Source organism: Photobacterium sp. CCB-ST2H9, from assembly GCF_023151555.2.
Lineage (GTDB): Bacteria > Pseudomonadota > Gammaproteobacteria > Enterobacterales > Vibrionaceae > Photobacterium.
In genome coordinates this window covers 2,958,693-2,974,978 of record NZ_CP100425.1, presented here as the reverse complement: position 1 = coordinate 2,974,978, position 16,286 = coordinate 2,958,693, and the positions used below count along the sequence as shown (strand labels likewise).

11 protein-coding genes are annotated in these 16,286 nt (G+C 53.7%); 2 read left to right on the top strand and 9 right to left on the bottom strand.

Annotated elements, in window-relative coordinates; translation table 11 throughout:
• Positions 1-19 precede the first annotated feature (19 nt).
• The 8 genes from L4174_RS13645 to hemL all read right to left on the bottom strand — a co-directional run bounded on the left by L4174_RS13645 (position 20) and on the right by hemL (position 12,968).
• Complete coding sequence (locus tag L4174_RS13645; RefSeq protein WP_248141431.1) at positions 20-985, bottom strand: ABC transporter ATP-binding protein; 966 nt, start codon at positions 983-985, stop codon at positions 20-22.
• The gene (locus tag L4174_RS13640) at positions 985-2,013 is read right to left on the bottom strand and encodes an ABC transporter permease (RefSeq protein WP_248141430.1); all 1,029 of its coding nucleotides are present in this window, start codon (positions 2,011-2,013) and stop codon (positions 985-987) included. Before L4174_RS13640 ends, L4174_RS13645 begins: the two co-directional genes overlap by 1 nt.
• Positions 2,014-2,015: 2 nt before the next feature.
• On the bottom strand, positions 2,016-3,005 hold the full coding sequence (locus L4174_RS13635) for an ABC transporter permease (RefSeq protein WP_248141429.1): 990 nt from the start codon (positions 3,003-3,005) through the stop codon (positions 2,016-2,018).
• Positions 3,006-3,147: 142 nt separating this feature from the next.
• Positions 3,148-4,821 carry an ABC transporter substrate-binding protein gene (locus L4174_RS13630; protein WP_248141428.1) on the bottom strand — a complete coding sequence of 558 codons (1,674 nt, stop codon included), beginning with the start codon at positions 4,819-4,821 and terminating at the stop codon, positions 3,148-3,150.
• 749 nt (positions 4,822-5,570) lie between these two features.
• A complete protein-coding gene (locus L4174_RS13625; RefSeq protein WP_248141427.1) occupies positions 5,571-9,002 on the bottom strand; it encodes a response regulator in 3,432 nt (1,143 codons plus the stop codon).
• 269 nt (positions 9,003-9,271) lie between these two features.
• Entirely contained in the window at positions 9,272-10,309 is a 1,038-nt protein-coding gene (gene rsmC, locus L4174_RS13620; RefSeq protein ID WP_248141426.1) for a 16S rRNA (guanine(1207)-N(2))-methyltransferase RsmC, read from the bottom strand.
• A 75-nt stretch (positions 10,310-10,384) separates the two neighbouring features.
• Positions 10,385-11,467 carry an AI-2E family transporter gene (locus L4174_RS13615; protein ID WP_248141425.1) on the bottom strand — a complete coding sequence of 361 codons (1,083 nt, stop codon included), beginning with the start codon at positions 11,465-11,467 and terminating at the stop codon, positions 10,385-10,387.
• A gap of 205 nt (positions 11,468-11,672) precedes the next feature.
• Positions 11,673-12,968 carry a glutamate-1-semialdehyde 2,1-aminomutase gene (hemL, locus tag L4174_RS13610; protein WP_248141424.1) on the bottom strand — a complete coding sequence of 432 codons (1,296 nt, stop codon included), beginning with the start codon at positions 12,966-12,968 and terminating at the stop codon, positions 11,673-11,675.
• A 191-nt stretch (positions 12,969-13,159) separates the two neighbouring features.
• Between hemL and erpA the strand changes: the two genes are divergently transcribed.
• The gene (erpA, locus tag L4174_RS13605; RefSeq protein WP_248141423.1) at positions 13,160-13,501 is read left to right on the top strand and encodes an iron-sulfur cluster insertion protein ErpA; all 342 of its coding nucleotides are present in this window, start codon (positions 13,160-13,162) and stop codon (positions 13,499-13,501) included.
• A gap of 85 nt (positions 13,502-13,586) precedes the next feature.
• Here the strand turns inward: erpA and L4174_RS13600 are convergent, their stop codons facing one another.
• Complete coding sequence (locus L4174_RS13600; RefSeq protein ID WP_248141422.1) at positions 13,587-14,915, bottom strand: peptidoglycan DD-metalloendopeptidase family protein; 1,329 nt, start codon at positions 14,913-14,915, stop codon at positions 13,587-13,589.
• A 138-nt stretch (positions 14,916-15,053) separates the two neighbouring features.
• On the opposite strand from L4174_RS13600, the gene tyrS reads away from it, so the two are divergent.
• A complete protein-coding gene (gene tyrS / locus L4174_RS13595) occupies positions 15,054-16,241 on the top strand; it encodes a tyrosine--tRNA ligase (RefSeq protein WP_248141421.1) in 1,188 nt (395 codons plus the stop codon).
• Positions 16,242-16,286: the final 45 nt, after the last annotated feature.

Below are 16,286 nucleotides of genomic sequence, written 5' to 3'. Positions count from 1 at the left end.
CCTCCGATCCTTCTTAATTTTATTTTTGATACAGGTGGCAGTTGCTTAAACGGCCGGGTTCCAGTTGGCGAAGCTGAGTGCTTTGCGAAAAACAGGCATCATGGGCTTTGCTGCACCGAGCCTGAAAACGGCAGCCCTGCGGGACATCCAGCAGATTGAGCGGGTTGCCCGGAATTCCCTGCAGGCGGGTTTTAGGCCCGGTCAGTGGCGGGAAAGAGCTGCCCAGTCCTTCCGTATAAGGGTGATACGGTGTTTCCAGAATTTGCTTGGACGGTGCCACTTCCACCAGTTCGCCGGAGTACATGATGCCAATGCGGTCCGAGAACTCGACCATCAGTGACAGGTCATGGGTGATGAACAGAATGGCGAAGCCGAATTCTTCTTTCAGTGCGTAAATCTTTTGCAGGATTTCACGCTGCACCACGACATCCAGCGCGGTGGTGGGCTCATCCATGATGATCAGCTTCGGATTCAGTGCCAGCGCAATCGCGATCACCAGGCGCTGACGCATGCCGCCGGAGAACTGGTGCGGGTAGTCCTGCAGGCGATCCGGATGGATATCGACGATCTCCAGCAGTCCCTGCGCGCGTCGCACCGCCTGCTCCCGGGTCAGGTTGGTGTGGTGCATAATCACATCGCAGAACTGTTCTTCCATGGTCAGAACCGGGTTGAGTGCATTCATGGCACTCTGGAAGACCATGGAGATTTCACTCCAGCGGAAGCTGCTCAGCTTCTGATCGTTGAACTTCAGGATGTCTCCGTGACCTTCAAACAGCACTTCACCGCCGGTAATGAACGCGGGCGGCTTGTGCAGCCGCATCAGGGAAAAGGCAACAGTGGATTTACCGCAGCCGGATTCACCGGCGAGGCCGAAGACTTCACCTTTGCCAATGTCAAAACTGACATTGTTCACGGCACGGACATCCCCGGCGTCGGTGATGTAATCGACGCACAGGTTACGGATGGAAATTTGCGGAGTCGTCATTACTTCTCTCCTCCCTGAAGTGCAGGCTGAGCGGTTGCTTTGGTGGCAGCTTGTGCTGCCTGATTTTTCTTCGCCATGTTCTGCCAGCGGCGCAGGCCTTTATGAGAACGCAGCTGCGGGTTGGCAATTTCATCGACGGCAAAGTTCAGCAGGGCCAGGCCGATGGCAATCAGAGTCAGCGCCACACAAGGCGCCAGCAGTTCCCACCAGGCACCGACCAGCATGGATGATGAGGTTTGGACGTTGTAAAGCATGATCCCCCAGCTGATGGAGTTCGGGTCGCCCAGTCCCAGGAAGGACAGGGTGGCTTCCGTCATGATGGCCAGCATCACAGAGCCGATGAAGCTGGCGCCGATGATGGAAATCAGGTTTGGCAGAATTTCGACAAAGATGATGCGCCAGGACGATTCCCCCAGGACTTCAGCGGCTTTGACGAACTCTTTTTCACGCAGTGACAGGGTTTGAGCCCGCACCACCCGCGCACCCCAGGCCCAGGAAGTCATGGCAATCACAATGGTGATCGTGAGCGGCCCGGCCTGACCGATGAAGGCCGCGATGACGAACAGCAACGGGAGCTGAGGCATCACCAGCATGATATTCATGGCGGCTGTCAGCACATCGTCCACTCGGCCGCCGAAGTAACCGGCAGAGACGCCGATCACTGTCGCCAGGAAGCAGACCATCAGACCGGCACCAAACCCGACTGCCAGAGACGTGCGGGCACCGTAGACCAGCTGAGACCAGATATCCCGGCCCATGCGGGATGTGCCCAGCACGTGGTCTGCCTTCTTCGACATCCGCAGCGTCCGTTTGTTGTCCGCCAGATTCTGAGCCACCCAGCCATCCGGGGTGTCCTGCGCTGCTTTCACGACAAAAGACGGGTATTCATGCGGGTTGCCGGTCCGGCGATCCGGTTCATGTTTGGTGATCAGCGGTGCAAACACTGCGGCCAGAATAAAGCAGCAGATGATGATCAGGCCTGCCAGCGCTTTATTATTGTTTGCGAGAAGTTTGATAAAGGCTTTCATGATTATTTGCCTCCCTTACGCAGGCGGGGATCCAGCGCCACAATCAGCAGATCAGCCATGAAGTTAAAGAACAGCATAAACAGGGTCATGATCAGCAGCTGACCTTGCAGCACCTGATAGTCACGGGCGTGAATGGCATTGAGCATCACAGTCCCCAGCCCCGGATAGTTAAAAATGATTTCGACAATCAGCTGGCCGCCGATGGCCATTCCCAGTGCCATCGACAGGGCCGTGACGCTGGGCAGCATGGCGTTTCGTGCGGCATAGTTGAAGACCACGCGGTTTTCATTCAGGCCTTTGCCTTTGGCCATGGTGATGTAGTCTTCGTTGAGCAGGTTGATCATGTTGTTTCGCATGTTGATCAGGAATCCGCCGATCTGAATGGCTGTGGCACAGATCAGGGGAAGAACGGCGTGATAGAGCACATCCTGATAGAAAGCCCAACGGGTCCAGTCTGGCAGGGTACCCGGCGTGTAGGCATAGCTGGTCGGGAACCATTTCAGGCCCAGGCCGAAGGTAAACAGCACCAGCATGGCAATGACCACAGGCGGGACCGCCTGAATGACCAGCATCCCCGGTGAAATAAAGGCATCATATTTACTGCCGCGTTTCCATGCGGCGAAGATACCGAGCACGGAGCCGATACAGAACGCGAGAATCACGGCGGAACCGGCCAGGAACAGTGACCAGCCAAGTGCACCGCCTAAAATGTCGTTGACCGTCTGCGGATAGAATTTGATTGAGATCCCCAGATCCCAGTTCAGAATGCTTTTGATGTAGGTGAAATATTGCTGGTACCACGTCTGAGCTTCGTCAAAGCCCAGCAGTTTTTTCATGGCTTCAATCCGTTCGGCGGTCACCTGAACAGAAGCGTTGGCGAACATCATGGTCACCGGATCGCCGGGCATTGCCCGGGGAATTGCGAAGTTCAACGAGGCTGCAAACAGCAGGGCAACCAGGTAGAACGATAAACGACGTAGAAAAAATCCCATAACTCACACCTTTCCCAACCAGTGACGAAACGACCCTGGGCTGAACTCTGGACGAAAAACCCCCTGACGTCTCGCGCCATACTCTCAAACAGTGTGGGGGAAGAGGCGGTGCGCAGAAGGCGCACCGCAAAAGAAGCAATAATTATGATTTTGGTTTCAGGTCCAGCACTTGTAACAGACGCTCCGGAATACCGGCCCAGACCATTGGACGGCCTTTCGGATTCTGCTCGTTCCACCAGCCCGTGAAATTTGAGGTGTTGTACTGGAACATGTCAGCACTGGACATCACAGGAATAGTCACCTGATTTTCAGCAATGATTTTCTGGATCTTGTGTGCCATTGCCATTTGCTTTTTCTTATCCGCAGTTTTGTAGAAACCGTCCAGCAGCTGGTCCAGTTCTGCATTCTTGTAGAAGTGCATCGCAAAGCGCGGGTTGCCTTCACTCTGCAGGCGGGAGTTGAAACCACTGTTCCAGTACAGGTGCGGATCGGCACCGTTGAAGTAGTTGGTGTAAGCCACATCGTAGCTGCCTTTCAGCATGGCTTCGTTATACACCGCGAAGTCAGGGGTACGCGCATTGGCTTTGATCCCGACTTCCTGTAACTGCTCGACAGTCAGCTGAACGGTGTTGTTGAAGTCGGTCCAGCCATTGGGCGACTGAATATCCAGCTCAATTTTCTTCCCGGTCGGCGTTTCGACAAAACCGTCACCGTCAATGTCTTTGAAACCGGCTTTTTTCAGTAGTGCTTTTGAACCTTCAAGACTGTAGGTGTTGTATTGTTTGTACTGGTTATACACCGCTTTGTCAGACCAGGCTTTGAACCCGTCACCCAGGCCAGAAGCATAATGGTTTGGTGTGCCGTTGCCGTAGAACGCGATATCAATAATGGTCTGACGGTCAATTGCCATGGAGAAGGCGCGGCGGAAATCTACATTGTTGATCGCTTCGTTGTTACCCGCTTTTGGCGATTTGAAGTTCAGCATGTAGGCCTGAGTCCCGGCAGCCGGATACCAGTATTTGTGGTTCGGGTTGGCTGCAGCATAGGTGCTGTCAATATCCGGGATAAACGAAGAGGTCCAGTCCAGCTCAGACGCAATGACCTTGCTCAGCAACTGGTCGTTGTTGGCAATCTGCGGCATCCGGATACAGTCGATATTCAGGCTTGCGTTATCCCAGTAATGCGGGTTGCGGCATTGAATGTACAGTTGTGGCGTGAAGGTGTCGATTTCTGTAAACGGACCGGTACCGACCGGGTTTTCGTTGGCAAAAGTCTCCGGCTCTTTCACCTTGCTCCAGATATGCTCCGGGACCACAGGTACGAAAGACATTTCGTAAGGTACGTTAGAGTTGGCTTCAGTCAGATCGAAGGTGATTTTATTGCCGTTAATCCTGACGTCTTTCACCCACTTGATGATACCGCGCTGATCCAGTGCCGGATGCTTCTTCAGCAGGTCATAAGTGAAGGCAACGTCTTTGGCAGTAAACGGGGTACCGTCTGACCATTTCACGCCGTCACGGATGACGTAAGTGACCTGCAACAGGTCGTCAGACATATAGAAATCTTTTGCCAGACGCATCACCGGCTCGTTGCCGTGCATTTGGTTGAAAACCACCAGTTGCTCGAAAACGAAGTCTGTGGTGGTGCGCAGGTTGGTTTGCAGATATGGGTTGAAGTTACGAACCAGCGTCGGATAGAAATCCGGGACGATGGTCAGCTCACTGCGATCTGCACTCATCGCAGGAGAAGTCATAGCAGCTGCAGCGGCAGCCAGGATGGCAAGTGTTATCTTTGTTTTCTTTATGTTGGCAAGCATAGCTGTTCCTTACTCTTTGCTTTGTAGGGTTTTTGCATCACTTAGGTTCCTCCTTCCTTCTGTGGCGGAGGCTGTTTATCCACTCTGTGCTGGTTGAGTAACGCGACCAGTTCAGATGGCCTGTGGACATTCAGTGCCCTTAAGGAAACGTCCTCAGCGGATTTTCGTCAATTGCATTGCACGTTAAAAACGTCAAAACACTGTCGTGTGCCGTTAAAACCGTAAAAATCGGCGCTGATTTTACCTGTGGTCTTTCTGTTTTTCATTAGAATGACGCGGTCAGAATAAGAAATTTGTAAGTATTTACTATCCTGTTTTGTGTTTAATTATCAGGGTTTTTGAAGGTTTCTATTTTTTGGGGAGGCTCTTTTAGCCGGAGAAAAGCGCTTATTTTCAAACGGAAATTTTTTGTGAAGGTTTTGTTGTGAGTGACGTCTCATATCATGAATTTTGTCATTAAGGTGGCCATGACATCCCTGAAAAAGTCGATTTCTTCATCAGTGAGTGGTGGTTATTTATCCATGTTGCTGTGGCAAAAACGGGGCTATTTTTCAGCGGGAGAATTAAGTTGCGGTACAGTTTGAAATGTTTTCCAGAGGGGGGGGCAGCATTTGGGGCACAGAAATGAATGGATGCCTGCGCTGGAATGACAGCGCAGGAAAGACAGAGCCAGGTTCAAATCAATCGTCGGAAAGGCCCTGCTGAGCAGAAGGACATCGAATGCGCTGACACCGGGAACTGTGATTCAGTTACTGGCTGATCATCAGCTGCAGACGGTTTCGCATCTCTACGATGTTATCTCTTTCAGCACTGGCCTGCGGACATCGCTCCAGAACAAAATCCAGCGTGTTCAGGACCGTTCGCCAGCGCGGTGTTTTCGGCAGGGTCTCGAGATGCAGGTACTTATCCAGCGTGCGTGTCTGCAGCGTGCTGCGGTCGAGATAGACCCGCCACAGACCGCTTTCTTCTGCCAGGTCAAATTTGGTTTTACCTGTGCTACTTTCCCAGAACAGCAGACTGTTTTTCATCACCTCAACCAGCAGATGGCGCAGCTGATCAGCTTTGTCCGGCTGCGACAGGTCCAGGCGATCGGCCAGCTGGCTGAACTCGTCGCCCAGTTCGCGAAGCCGCTGCAGACTATGCTTGTCACCGTCTGAGGCAAAGCCGGACAGGACATCCACTGCATTTTCCAGCAGCGTAATCCGTTCCTTGGTGCTGGGGCCCTGCTGGTCAAAGATGAACATCTGACTGAGACCGGATTCCGCTGGCAGCTGGATTAAATCGGTGGCCAGCGTCTGGTTCTGGTCCTGGATCCGGTAGACGAGTTCGCCGCGGTAGTGACGGTTATTTTCAATATCGTCGGGCAACTGGGTCAGCAGGAGATCCTGCACGGATAACCGTTCCAGCTGTGCCGGTGCACGCTGGAACAGCTGCCCGGCGGCATTATTGGCATAGCGGATACGGCCGTCTTCCCGGGCGCAGAGGATCGCCTCGCTGGTGGATTCCAGCAATCCCAGCAGCCGGGTCTGGGTGTCCAGCAGCGCTGCCTGAACCTGTTCACGGTGGCGGATTTCCTGCTGCAGGGCCTGATTTTCATGTCGCTGGCGTTCTGTCTGTGCTGCCTGCAAGTGAGCGCGAATTCGGGCTGAGAGTTCATCTTTATGAAAGGGTTTACTGAGATAATCGTTGGCACCGCTCTCAAATCCTTTGACCCTGTCCTGGGCCTGTCCCAGTGCCGACAGCATAATGATCGGCAGTTCCGTCAGACTGTAGCGGGTCCGCAGTTCCTGACAGACTTCGTATCCGTTCATGCCGGGCATCATGACATCCAGCAGGATCAGCGAAGGTTGCTGATTTTCCATGATGTTCAGCGCCTGGGCACCGTTTTCTGCGGTGATCACCCGGTAACCGGCAATCCGCAGGAAGCTGGTTACCACCTGAAGGTTCACCGGCTCGTCATCCACAACCAGCAAGAGTTCGCCATCCGGATTTTCCGGCAGTTTTTCTGTCTCCAGTATGCTTTGTTCCTGACGGGGAGCCTGAAAATGCGTCTGGGTTGCAGGCTGGCTGCGGGCAATATCGGCTTCCGTCGCTAACGGCAGAGTAAAGCTGAAGGTTGTTCCAATCATGGGCTGGCTGCTGACATAAAGGCTGCCGCCCATCAACTCAATCAGCTGGCGACTGATGGACAGCCCCAGCCCGGCTCCCTGCCGGTAGTTGGCAGACCCGGTATTGGCCTGTACCAGGGGCTCAAAAATGTGTTCCAGCTGCTCCGGAGGGATCCCCTGGCCGGTATCAACCACCTGAACCCGGACCTGATTTTCCAGGACGGTGGCGGAGAGAATGATTTTGCCTTCGGAAGTATATTTGATGGCATTCCCCACCAGATTATAAAGCACCTGTTCCAGCCGCTGTTCATCGGCCAGAACCAGTGGCAGATCCGGCTGGATCTGGTTAATCATCCGGACCGGTTTGTTGTCCAGCAGGTGTGCGGACAGCTCCAGTACCAGACGGTTGGCTGCAGCCAGATCGACAGCATGGGGGCGGATGTCGAGGTCGCCATAGCGCATTTTATGGTAGTCGAGCAGGTCATCGACCAGTTTGGTCAGCCGCTGGCCGCTATTGATGATCATGTCCAGCTGGTGTTGCTGGCTGGGTTGCATCGGGCCGTTCGCCCCGGCCAGTAAGGCTTCCGCAATCCCCACCATCCCGTGCAATGGCGTTCGGAGTTCATGTGAGGTGGTGGCCAGAAATTCATCTTTCAGCTTGTCGGCTGTCTGTAACTCTTCATTTTGTTGCCGGATGACGGCCAGATTCTGTTCCAGTTCGGTATTTTGCTCCCGGATCAGGGTGATTTTTTCCCGGATGGATCGCTGCATGCGGGCGAAGCTGATTGCCAGGCGGCCAATTTCATCTCGTCGGTCGGTCGAGGTGATTTTCTGATCCAGATCGCCAGCCGAAACCTGTTCCGCGGCCCAGGTCAACCGCAGTAAGGGCGCCGTAATGTAGTTGGACAGCCAGTGAGCGGTCAGGGTCACCAGCATGACCGCGGCCAGAATCGCCAGAAGGAAAAATTCCTCAAGCTCGTGAATACGTGCAAAGGCTTCCTGCTCGGGTAATTCCACCACCAGCGCCCATGGATTGCCCAGCACATCAATCGGGGCATAGGCACTCAGAACTGGGATCTGTTTATAATTCAGCAGGCTGCCGACACCGGTTTTACCGGACAGGGCCTGATCAATGCCCGGACTGGCAAGCCGGGCTGGCAGCTGACCGTCATTTGGCAGGCGCAGATTGTGATCCGGGCCAACCAGCAGCGTCTGGACGAACTGGTTGCCTTCGCTGCTGTTCGCCATCACGGCGGCGATCGCCCGGTTGCTCAGCTTGAAAAAAGCATAGCTGTGCAGGTAGCCATGCTGAATGATCGGGGCGGCGAACCAGGCGGTCGCTTCTCCCGTGTCTTCATCGGCGGCAAAGTCGGTGTAGGCGATAGGCAGTTGTTCAGACTTTTGCTCGCTGAGCGGCTGGCGGGAATTCTCCGGCCGGCGTTCCCGGTACTGATGCGTCAGGGTCCGGATATCGCGGAACGTCTGGCTGAGCGCCGGATACTGTGCGGTTTCGGTACTGAGGCTGGCGGCAAACAGCGCCGGACTGCGCGAGGTATAAACCACGTTACCGTCCAGATCGACCAGCAGGATATCGCTGAAATCCGAGCGTTTGAGATACGCTTCGTATGCCCAGTGATAACGTTTATAAATCAGGCGGTAGCGTTCCTGAACGATAAAATCTGGTGAGGTATTATCGACATGGCCGGACAGCGGCCGGGTGGTCAGGGTTTGATTAAAATATTCCCCCCGGCTGGCGCCTTTGCTGAGGCGCTGAATATCCCCCAGCTGGCGAAAAGCCCCGACGATTCCATAAAAACGGCCCCCGCTGGCATTGGCCAGCTCAGAGCTGATAAAACTTTGAATTTCAGATTCTTTTGCTGCGAAGAAGGCATCCAGTTGTTGGCTTTTATTATCTCGCAAGGACGCCAGGTGGCTGGTGCTCTGTTCTGCCAGATCCCGGGTGTGGGAGTGAAGAAAGAACAGGGAAGACAGCGTGAGCGGGATCAGGCTGAGCAGAAGAAACGCCAGCATCAGGGTATGCTGGAGGCGTTTGAAACGGGTGGTATTCTGCATTGCTGACTGACCTTTGACCTGCGGTTGACCAATTTGTCTGCGATGCAACCGGTTTGCCCGGTTCGGGATGTCAAAATGAAAGCCGTATTTTTGACGGTTGAATAAGGCGGTTGCACCAGAATACCCGGTTATACTGAGTTTTTTCGTACAATCAAGGAAGTCTGCTGCGAAGCGTGTGCCAAGACACAATTTTGGCTTTTTTGACGGATTTAGCGGGAAAAAGTGCGGAAATGATGCCCCGCCAGTCTCAGGAATGGCAGGGCAACGGATTATTTTTTCGCGTGATAAATTGAGAACTTATTGTTTTTCGCACGAATGTTATAGCCGCCCAGGCAACGTTCGAGCAGCGGCGGATACTGCAGGAAGTTGTTTGCGACGATAACGAGTTCACCGCCTTCGTTCAGATGGGCCGGTGCCTGTTCGATAAACTGCTCGGTGGCTGCATAGAATGTTTTCAGACCCGCATGGAAAGGCGGGTTGCTGATCAGAAAATCATAGGATTCCGGCAGTGAGGAATAAACATCTGTGGCAACAAAGTGACCTTCCAGATGGTTTTCGCGGAATGTCTCCCGGGCAGAGGCAATGGCCAGTGCGCTGACGTCAGCCAGATCCAGCATGATTTCCGGGTAGCGGGCTTTCAGTACCGCACCGATCACACCGGCGCCACAGCCAAAGTCCAGAACCCGGCCGGACAGAGCAGGCAGGTTCTCGATCAGCAGCAGGGATCCCTGATCGAACTCGCCATGACTGAACACCCCCGGTAAGGAGCGGATGGTCAGGGTCTGCTCGCCGATCGTCAGCGGGTAGCTGCGGAACCAGTCATCAAGCTGGAAGGCTGGTGCCTCGTTCTGGCAACGTCCCCAGAAGAAACTGCAGCGGCGGGCTGAATCATATTTGTTGATCGGACCATACGCGGCAAACATTTTTTCGGCACTGCGCACTCCACTGCGGTTTTCGCCCACAATGCAGATTTCGGTGTCCTTGCCGCACCGGGCCAGCAGCATCGCCAGCAGGTATTCGGCTTCTGCCTTGGCCTTCGGCCAGTACAGCAGGATCATGTCAACGCCTTTGGCATCTTCAGCGCACAGTTCAGCACCAAAATGACTGCTGATTCTGCTGCGGCTCAGGACCGTGTGCTGGCCGTAATGGGTGGTAAACACACGCACACTGGCAGCAACTTTTGCCAGTTCGACCGGATAGAGATCGTCCAGTTCACCTGCGACCAGGACATGACGATCGGTAAAAAAGTCGGTTTGACGGGCCACTACCTGACTGGCAGGGCTGAACGTTGCGGCATTGGCAGACATGAGAGCCTCTGTGGGTGATTCTGAATCCGGGCGCGAATTGTTCCACAAAAGCGCCCGGATGGAAAGGCAGCCAGATTATTGATTGTCCTGTTGTTCCAGGAAATCTTTGAACTCTACTTCATAGAGTTTAAACAGAACCAGCGTCACTGAGAAAATAATCGGACCATAAATCAGACCAATCAGGCCAAACAGATGTAAACCGCCGAGGATCGAGAAGAAAATCAGCAGGGTATTCATCCCCGAATTGCCCTGCATGAGCAACGGGCGCACGAAGTTGTCGATCGATCCAACCACAATGATGCCCCAGGCCACCAGGAATACGGCCCATTCCCACTGATTGATCAGCAGCAGATACAGGGCTGCGGGCAGCCAGATTAAGGCTGTGCCGAATACCGGAATGAAAGAGGCAAAGGCCATCATGGATCCCCAGAATAAGCCGGGAAATCCTGCCAGCCACATGGCAAAGCCACCGGCGACACCCTGTGCCAGAGCCGTCAGAAACGAGCCCATGACCGCAGATTTGGCAACTTGCTCGACTTCTGTCAGCAGGGCATCTTCCTGGCTGCGGGACAGCGGCAGCACATGGCGCAGGGTGGATACGATCTTTTTATGGTCACGCAACAGGAAAAACAGCACGAACAGCATCAGCATAAAACTGAGGATAAAGTTAGTGGCATCACCCAGCAGTTTGGCGCTGATGTTAAGCAACTGGGTGCCTAGTTTGGAAGCCGCTGTAGCCAGTTTCTGAACAATCGACTGCACGTCCAGACTTTCAAACGGCGACCATTTATTGAGGGTATCCAGCGCGGTCTGGGCATAAGGATGAGCCAGAAGGTCTTTGGGGCCACCACTTGTCAGCCAGGCATAGCTGTCTTTCGAAAAGGTCGAACCCTGTTGCACAATCGAGGCGAAAACGATCAGGACCGGGATCACGATGATGAAAGTCAGGATGATGCAGGACAGAATGGCTGAGCGGTTCGGACGTCCCAGTTTCCCTTCAATACGGGCATGAAGCGGATAAAACAGCAGGGAAATGATAAAGGCCATCACGATGGGTCCCAGATACGGTTCGATCAGCCGGTAACTGGCATAGGCTGCCAGAACTAATGCGGCAACGAGCATCCAGTGGCGTGACTGGGGTTGAAACGGTTTTGGCACGGGATTGTCCTCAAGCTGTTTTGACTTCTTTCATCATTGCATCAGCTTGCGGAGGTGGCAATGTTCTGAGCTGATCTTTCTTTGAAATTTCAGAGACATCAGTTCAGTGAATCTGTTTAGGCGGGGCTGAAGGGGTGGCGGTATCCGGCAGCAATAAAAAAGGGCAGGAGAAACCTGCCCTTTGCGGATGTGTTCTGATGAAACTTTACTTGGCTTCTTCAGCCAGGGTTGCAAAGGCGTATTCCGCCGCTTCCAGCGTAGCGTGAATCTCTTTTTCGCCGTGGGCCAGCGACGTGAAGCAGGCTTCAAACGCAGACGGAGCCAGGTAGACGCCTTTCTGCAGCATCAGATTGAAGAAACGCTTGAAGCGTTCTACGTCACAGCGCGCGACGTCCTGATAGTTGTGAACGTTTTCCTGATCGGTGAAGAAGAAGCCGAACATGGCACCAACCTGATTGGTCACCAGCGGAATGCCGTATTTGTCAGCCAGGGCCTGGAAGCCTTCAGCCAGATGCTGGGTCGTCTGGGCCAGACGTTTTTCGTTGCCTTCCTGCGTCAGAACAGACAGACAGGCGTAGCCAGCAGCCATGGCAACCGGGTTACCGGACAGGGTTCCAGCTTGGTAAACAGGGCCGGTCGGTGCGATATATTGCATGACGTCACGACGGCCGCCGAATGCGCCGACAGGCATACCGCCGCCAATGATTTTACCCAGCGTCGTCAGATCCGGTTTGACATCGTAGTATGCCTGAGCACCGCCTTGTGCGACGCGGAAGCCGGTCATGACCTCGTCCAGGATCAGCAGTGCGCCGAATTCGTCGCAGACCTCACGCAGGCCTTGCAGGAAGCCCGGGACCGGCGGGATGCAGTTCATGTTGCCTGCCACAGGCTCGACGATGATACAGGCGATTTGCTCCGGATGTTCTGCAAAAGCAGCACGTACGGAGTCCAGATCGTTAAAGACGCAGGTCAGGGTGTGCTTGGCGAAGTCCGCCGGAACGCCCGGAGAACTTGGCTGACCCAGGGTCAGGGCACCGGAACCGGCTTTGACCAGCAGACAGTCGGCGTGGCCGTGGTAGCAGCCTTCAAACTTGATAATTTTGTCGCGGCCGGTAAAGCCACGGGCCAGACGAATGGCACTCATGGTGGCTTCTGTGCCTGAACTCACCATACGGACCATCTCCATGGAAGGGACCAGTCTGGAGACCAGTTCTGCCATGGTGATTTCCATTTCGGTTGGTGCACCGAAGCTCAAACCCTGACGGGCGGCTTCGATGACGGCATCACGAATCGCTACATGGTTATGGCCAAGGATCATCGGGCCCCAGGAGCCAACATAGTCGATGTATGCTTTGCCATCGGCATCAAAAATATAGGCACCGTCGGCACGTTCAATAAACAGCGGATCGCCGCCGACGCCGGCAAATGCGCGGACCGGAGAGTTGACACCGCCAGGAATGGTGTGTTGTGCTTTGGCAAATAATTCAGCCGATTTGCTCATGGTTATTTCCTGTAATCCTTGGTGATAAGGGCGCTATTGTACGTAAATGCGAATTCAATGGCGAGAGGCCATTCCTGTCGCAGATCAGCAAATTCGAGACTTGATGGTCAATACTTGAACGCAGCAGTCAGGTATTAGATAATCGTGATAAAGGTCAGATGACCAAGTGATGATGAATTGAGAGGTTGCTAATGAGCGATGCCAGTATCCCGCTGAACTTTTCTGACGTTGCAGCGAGTAAGGTGAAAGCGCTGATCGCGGAAGAAGAAAACCCGAATCTGAAGCTGCGAGTGTATATCACCGGCGGTGGCTGTAGCGGCTTCCAGTACGGTTTCACTTTTGACGAGAAGGTGAACGAAGGTGATACCACCATTGAAAACAGTGGTGTGACCCTGGTGGTCGACCCGATGAGTCTGCAGTATCTGATTGGCGGGACAGTGGATTACACGGAAGGTCTGGAAGGCTCACGTTTCTTTGTGAATAACCCGAATGCCACGACGACCTGTGGCTGTGGTGCTTCTTTCAGCGTGTAATAAATTCTTTTTCGCTGAATCGTAAAAAGCCGTCACAGATGTGACGGCTTTTTTATACGAATAGTTTTATACGAATAGCAGAGTCTTAGCCCCGCGACGGGATCAGACTGGCATTGGTATTGGCTGCCAGCAGATGACGGAACTGGGTGAGCTGTTCGATGCGCTCATTCGCCTGCTGGATGAAAGCGGCTTTGGCCTTTCCTTTCAGCGATTCAGACTGCGGCAGGGAAACCGTCCGCGGATTTTTGTGAACCCCGTTGACCAGAAACTCGTAGTGCAGGTGGGCACCGGTCACCCGTCCGGAACGACCCAGTTTACCGATAGTCTGTCCCTGTTTGACTCGCTGCCCGGTTTTCACCAGACGTTTGCTCAGGTGCAGATATTTGGTGACATACGTCGAGCTGTGCCGGATAAAGACGTAATTACCGTTAAACTGGTTATAGCTGGATTGCATGACGACACCGTCACCGGCGGCCCAGATCGGTGTTCCCACCGGTGCGACGTAATCCGTTCCCCGGTGTGCTTTGACTTTACCGGTGACCGGATGCAGGCGACGCGGGTTGAAGTTGGAACTCACGTAACGGAAGTTCACCGGAGAGCGCAGGAAGGCCTTTTGCATGGCCTGACCGTTCGGGTCGTAATATTTCCCGTCATGGCTGTTTCTTACCGCAGTGAACGTCTGTCCCAGGTTGGTAAAGGAAGCCGCCAGAATGTTTCCCCGGCCAATTGGCTCGCCTTCGACATAGCGCTCTTCAAACAGCACTGAAAACGTATCGCCTTCACGGATATCCAGTGCGAAGTCGATGTCCCAGCCAAAAATGCCGGCAATTTCCATGATTTGGTTGGCTGTCAGGCCCGCATCGGTGGCCGCATTCCAGAAGCTGGAGGTGATGACGGCCTGGGCGAAATTCAGTTGGGTATCGACTTTCTTCTCTTCTTTTTTCGAATAGAAGGTATCGCCTTTGCGCGTGATGTAGAGGGTTTCGGTGGCATTGATTGGTTGGATCAGCTGAATCAGATCCTTATTTTCATCAAGTCCGAAACGCAGTTTGTCGCCCGGACGCAGGGTAATCAGTGATTTTGTGCCTTCATCGGCATTGATCAGGCGGTACAGGGTTGCAGGACTCAGGCCGACTTTATCGAAGACCAGTGCCAGGCTTTCGCCGGGCTTAATTTCATGTTCTGTCCAGGTGAGCGGCGGTGGCAGCAGAGGAGGCGTCACACCACTGGCTTTGAGCTGCGGGCCGTTGAGATCGAGTTCGAGAGGATAAAGTTTGCCGATTTCAAACTTTCGCTCGGGCTGGTCCATGTCCTCGGGTTCCGGCAGCAGCATCAGCAGCACAGTCACCGCGCTAATGGCGGAGATAAGAATCTGGTGCATCCGTGGCAGCCGGGAAAATTTTGATATTAGCATTTGATGATAGTTATGATGTTTTTTGCGTATCAGTGAAAAATAAGACAAGCCTAAGTCTAACTGGTTTCAAAAAACATCGCTATTCAAGTAAGATTGCCCTTTATCATTTTTATGCCAATTTTGTGGGAGTGAACAAGAATGGCCAGCATTGAACAAGCGTTAGCGGAAATTAAGCGCGGGGTCGACGAACTGATCCCGGAAGAAGAGTTGATTGCCAAACTGAAGGAAAATCGTCCTCTGCGCATCAAACTGGGTGCGGATCCGACAGCGCCGGATATTCACCTGGGCCATACCGTGATCCTGAATAAGCTGCGTGCCTTCCAGGAGCTGGGTCATGAGGTTACTTTCCTGATTGGTGATTTCACCGGAATGGTCGGTGATCCGACCGGGAAAAATACCACGCGTCCGCCGCTGACGCGTGAAGACGTTCTGCGCAATGCTGAAACCTATAAAGAGCAGGTGTTCAAGATCCTGGATCCTGCGAAAACCAAAATCGAGTTCAACTCCACCTGGCTGGCCAATCTGGGTGCTGAAGGCATGATCCGCCTGGCTGCGAGTCAGACGGTGGCACGTATGCTGGAACGTGACGACTTCAAAAAGCGGTATAACGAAGGCCGCCCGATTGCGATTCACGAATTCATGTACCCGCTGCTGCAAGGCTACGATTCTGTGGCGATGAAAACAGACGTTGAGCTGGGCGGCACGGATCAGAAGTTCAACCTGCTGATGGGCCGTGAGCTGCAAAAAGCTGAAGGTCAGAAACCTCAGGTCGTTCTGACGATGCCGCTGCTGGTGGGTCTGGACGGCGTGAAGAAGATGTCAAAGTCAGCCAACAACTACATCGGTATCGCCGAAGCGCCGACAGAAATGTTTGGTAAGATCATGTCGATTTCTGATGATCTGATGTGGAACTACTATGAATTGCTGTCATTCCGTCCGCTGGAAGAAATCGAGCAGTTGAAGCAAGCCATTGCTAACGGCCGTAACCCGCGTGATGTGAAGATCCTGCTGGCGAAAGAAATTATTGCCCGTTTCCACTCTGAGGCGGATGCAGATGCGGCAGAACAGGATTTCATTAACCGCTTCCAGAAAGGCGCAATGCCGGATGAGATGCCTGAATTTGAATTCGAAGCCGGTGCCGCGATTGCCAATCTGCTGAAAGATGCGGATCTGGTGAACTCGACTTCGGATGCGCTGCGGATGATTCGTCAGGGCGCAGTGAAGATCGACGGCGAAAAAGTGGAAGACACCAAGCTGGAACCAGCTGCCGGTACAGCAGTGTATCAGGTCGGTAAGCGGAAATTCGCCCGGATTACCCTAAAGTAATCGGTTGAACCAACATGAGGAAAGGCGCCATTGCGGCGCCTTTTT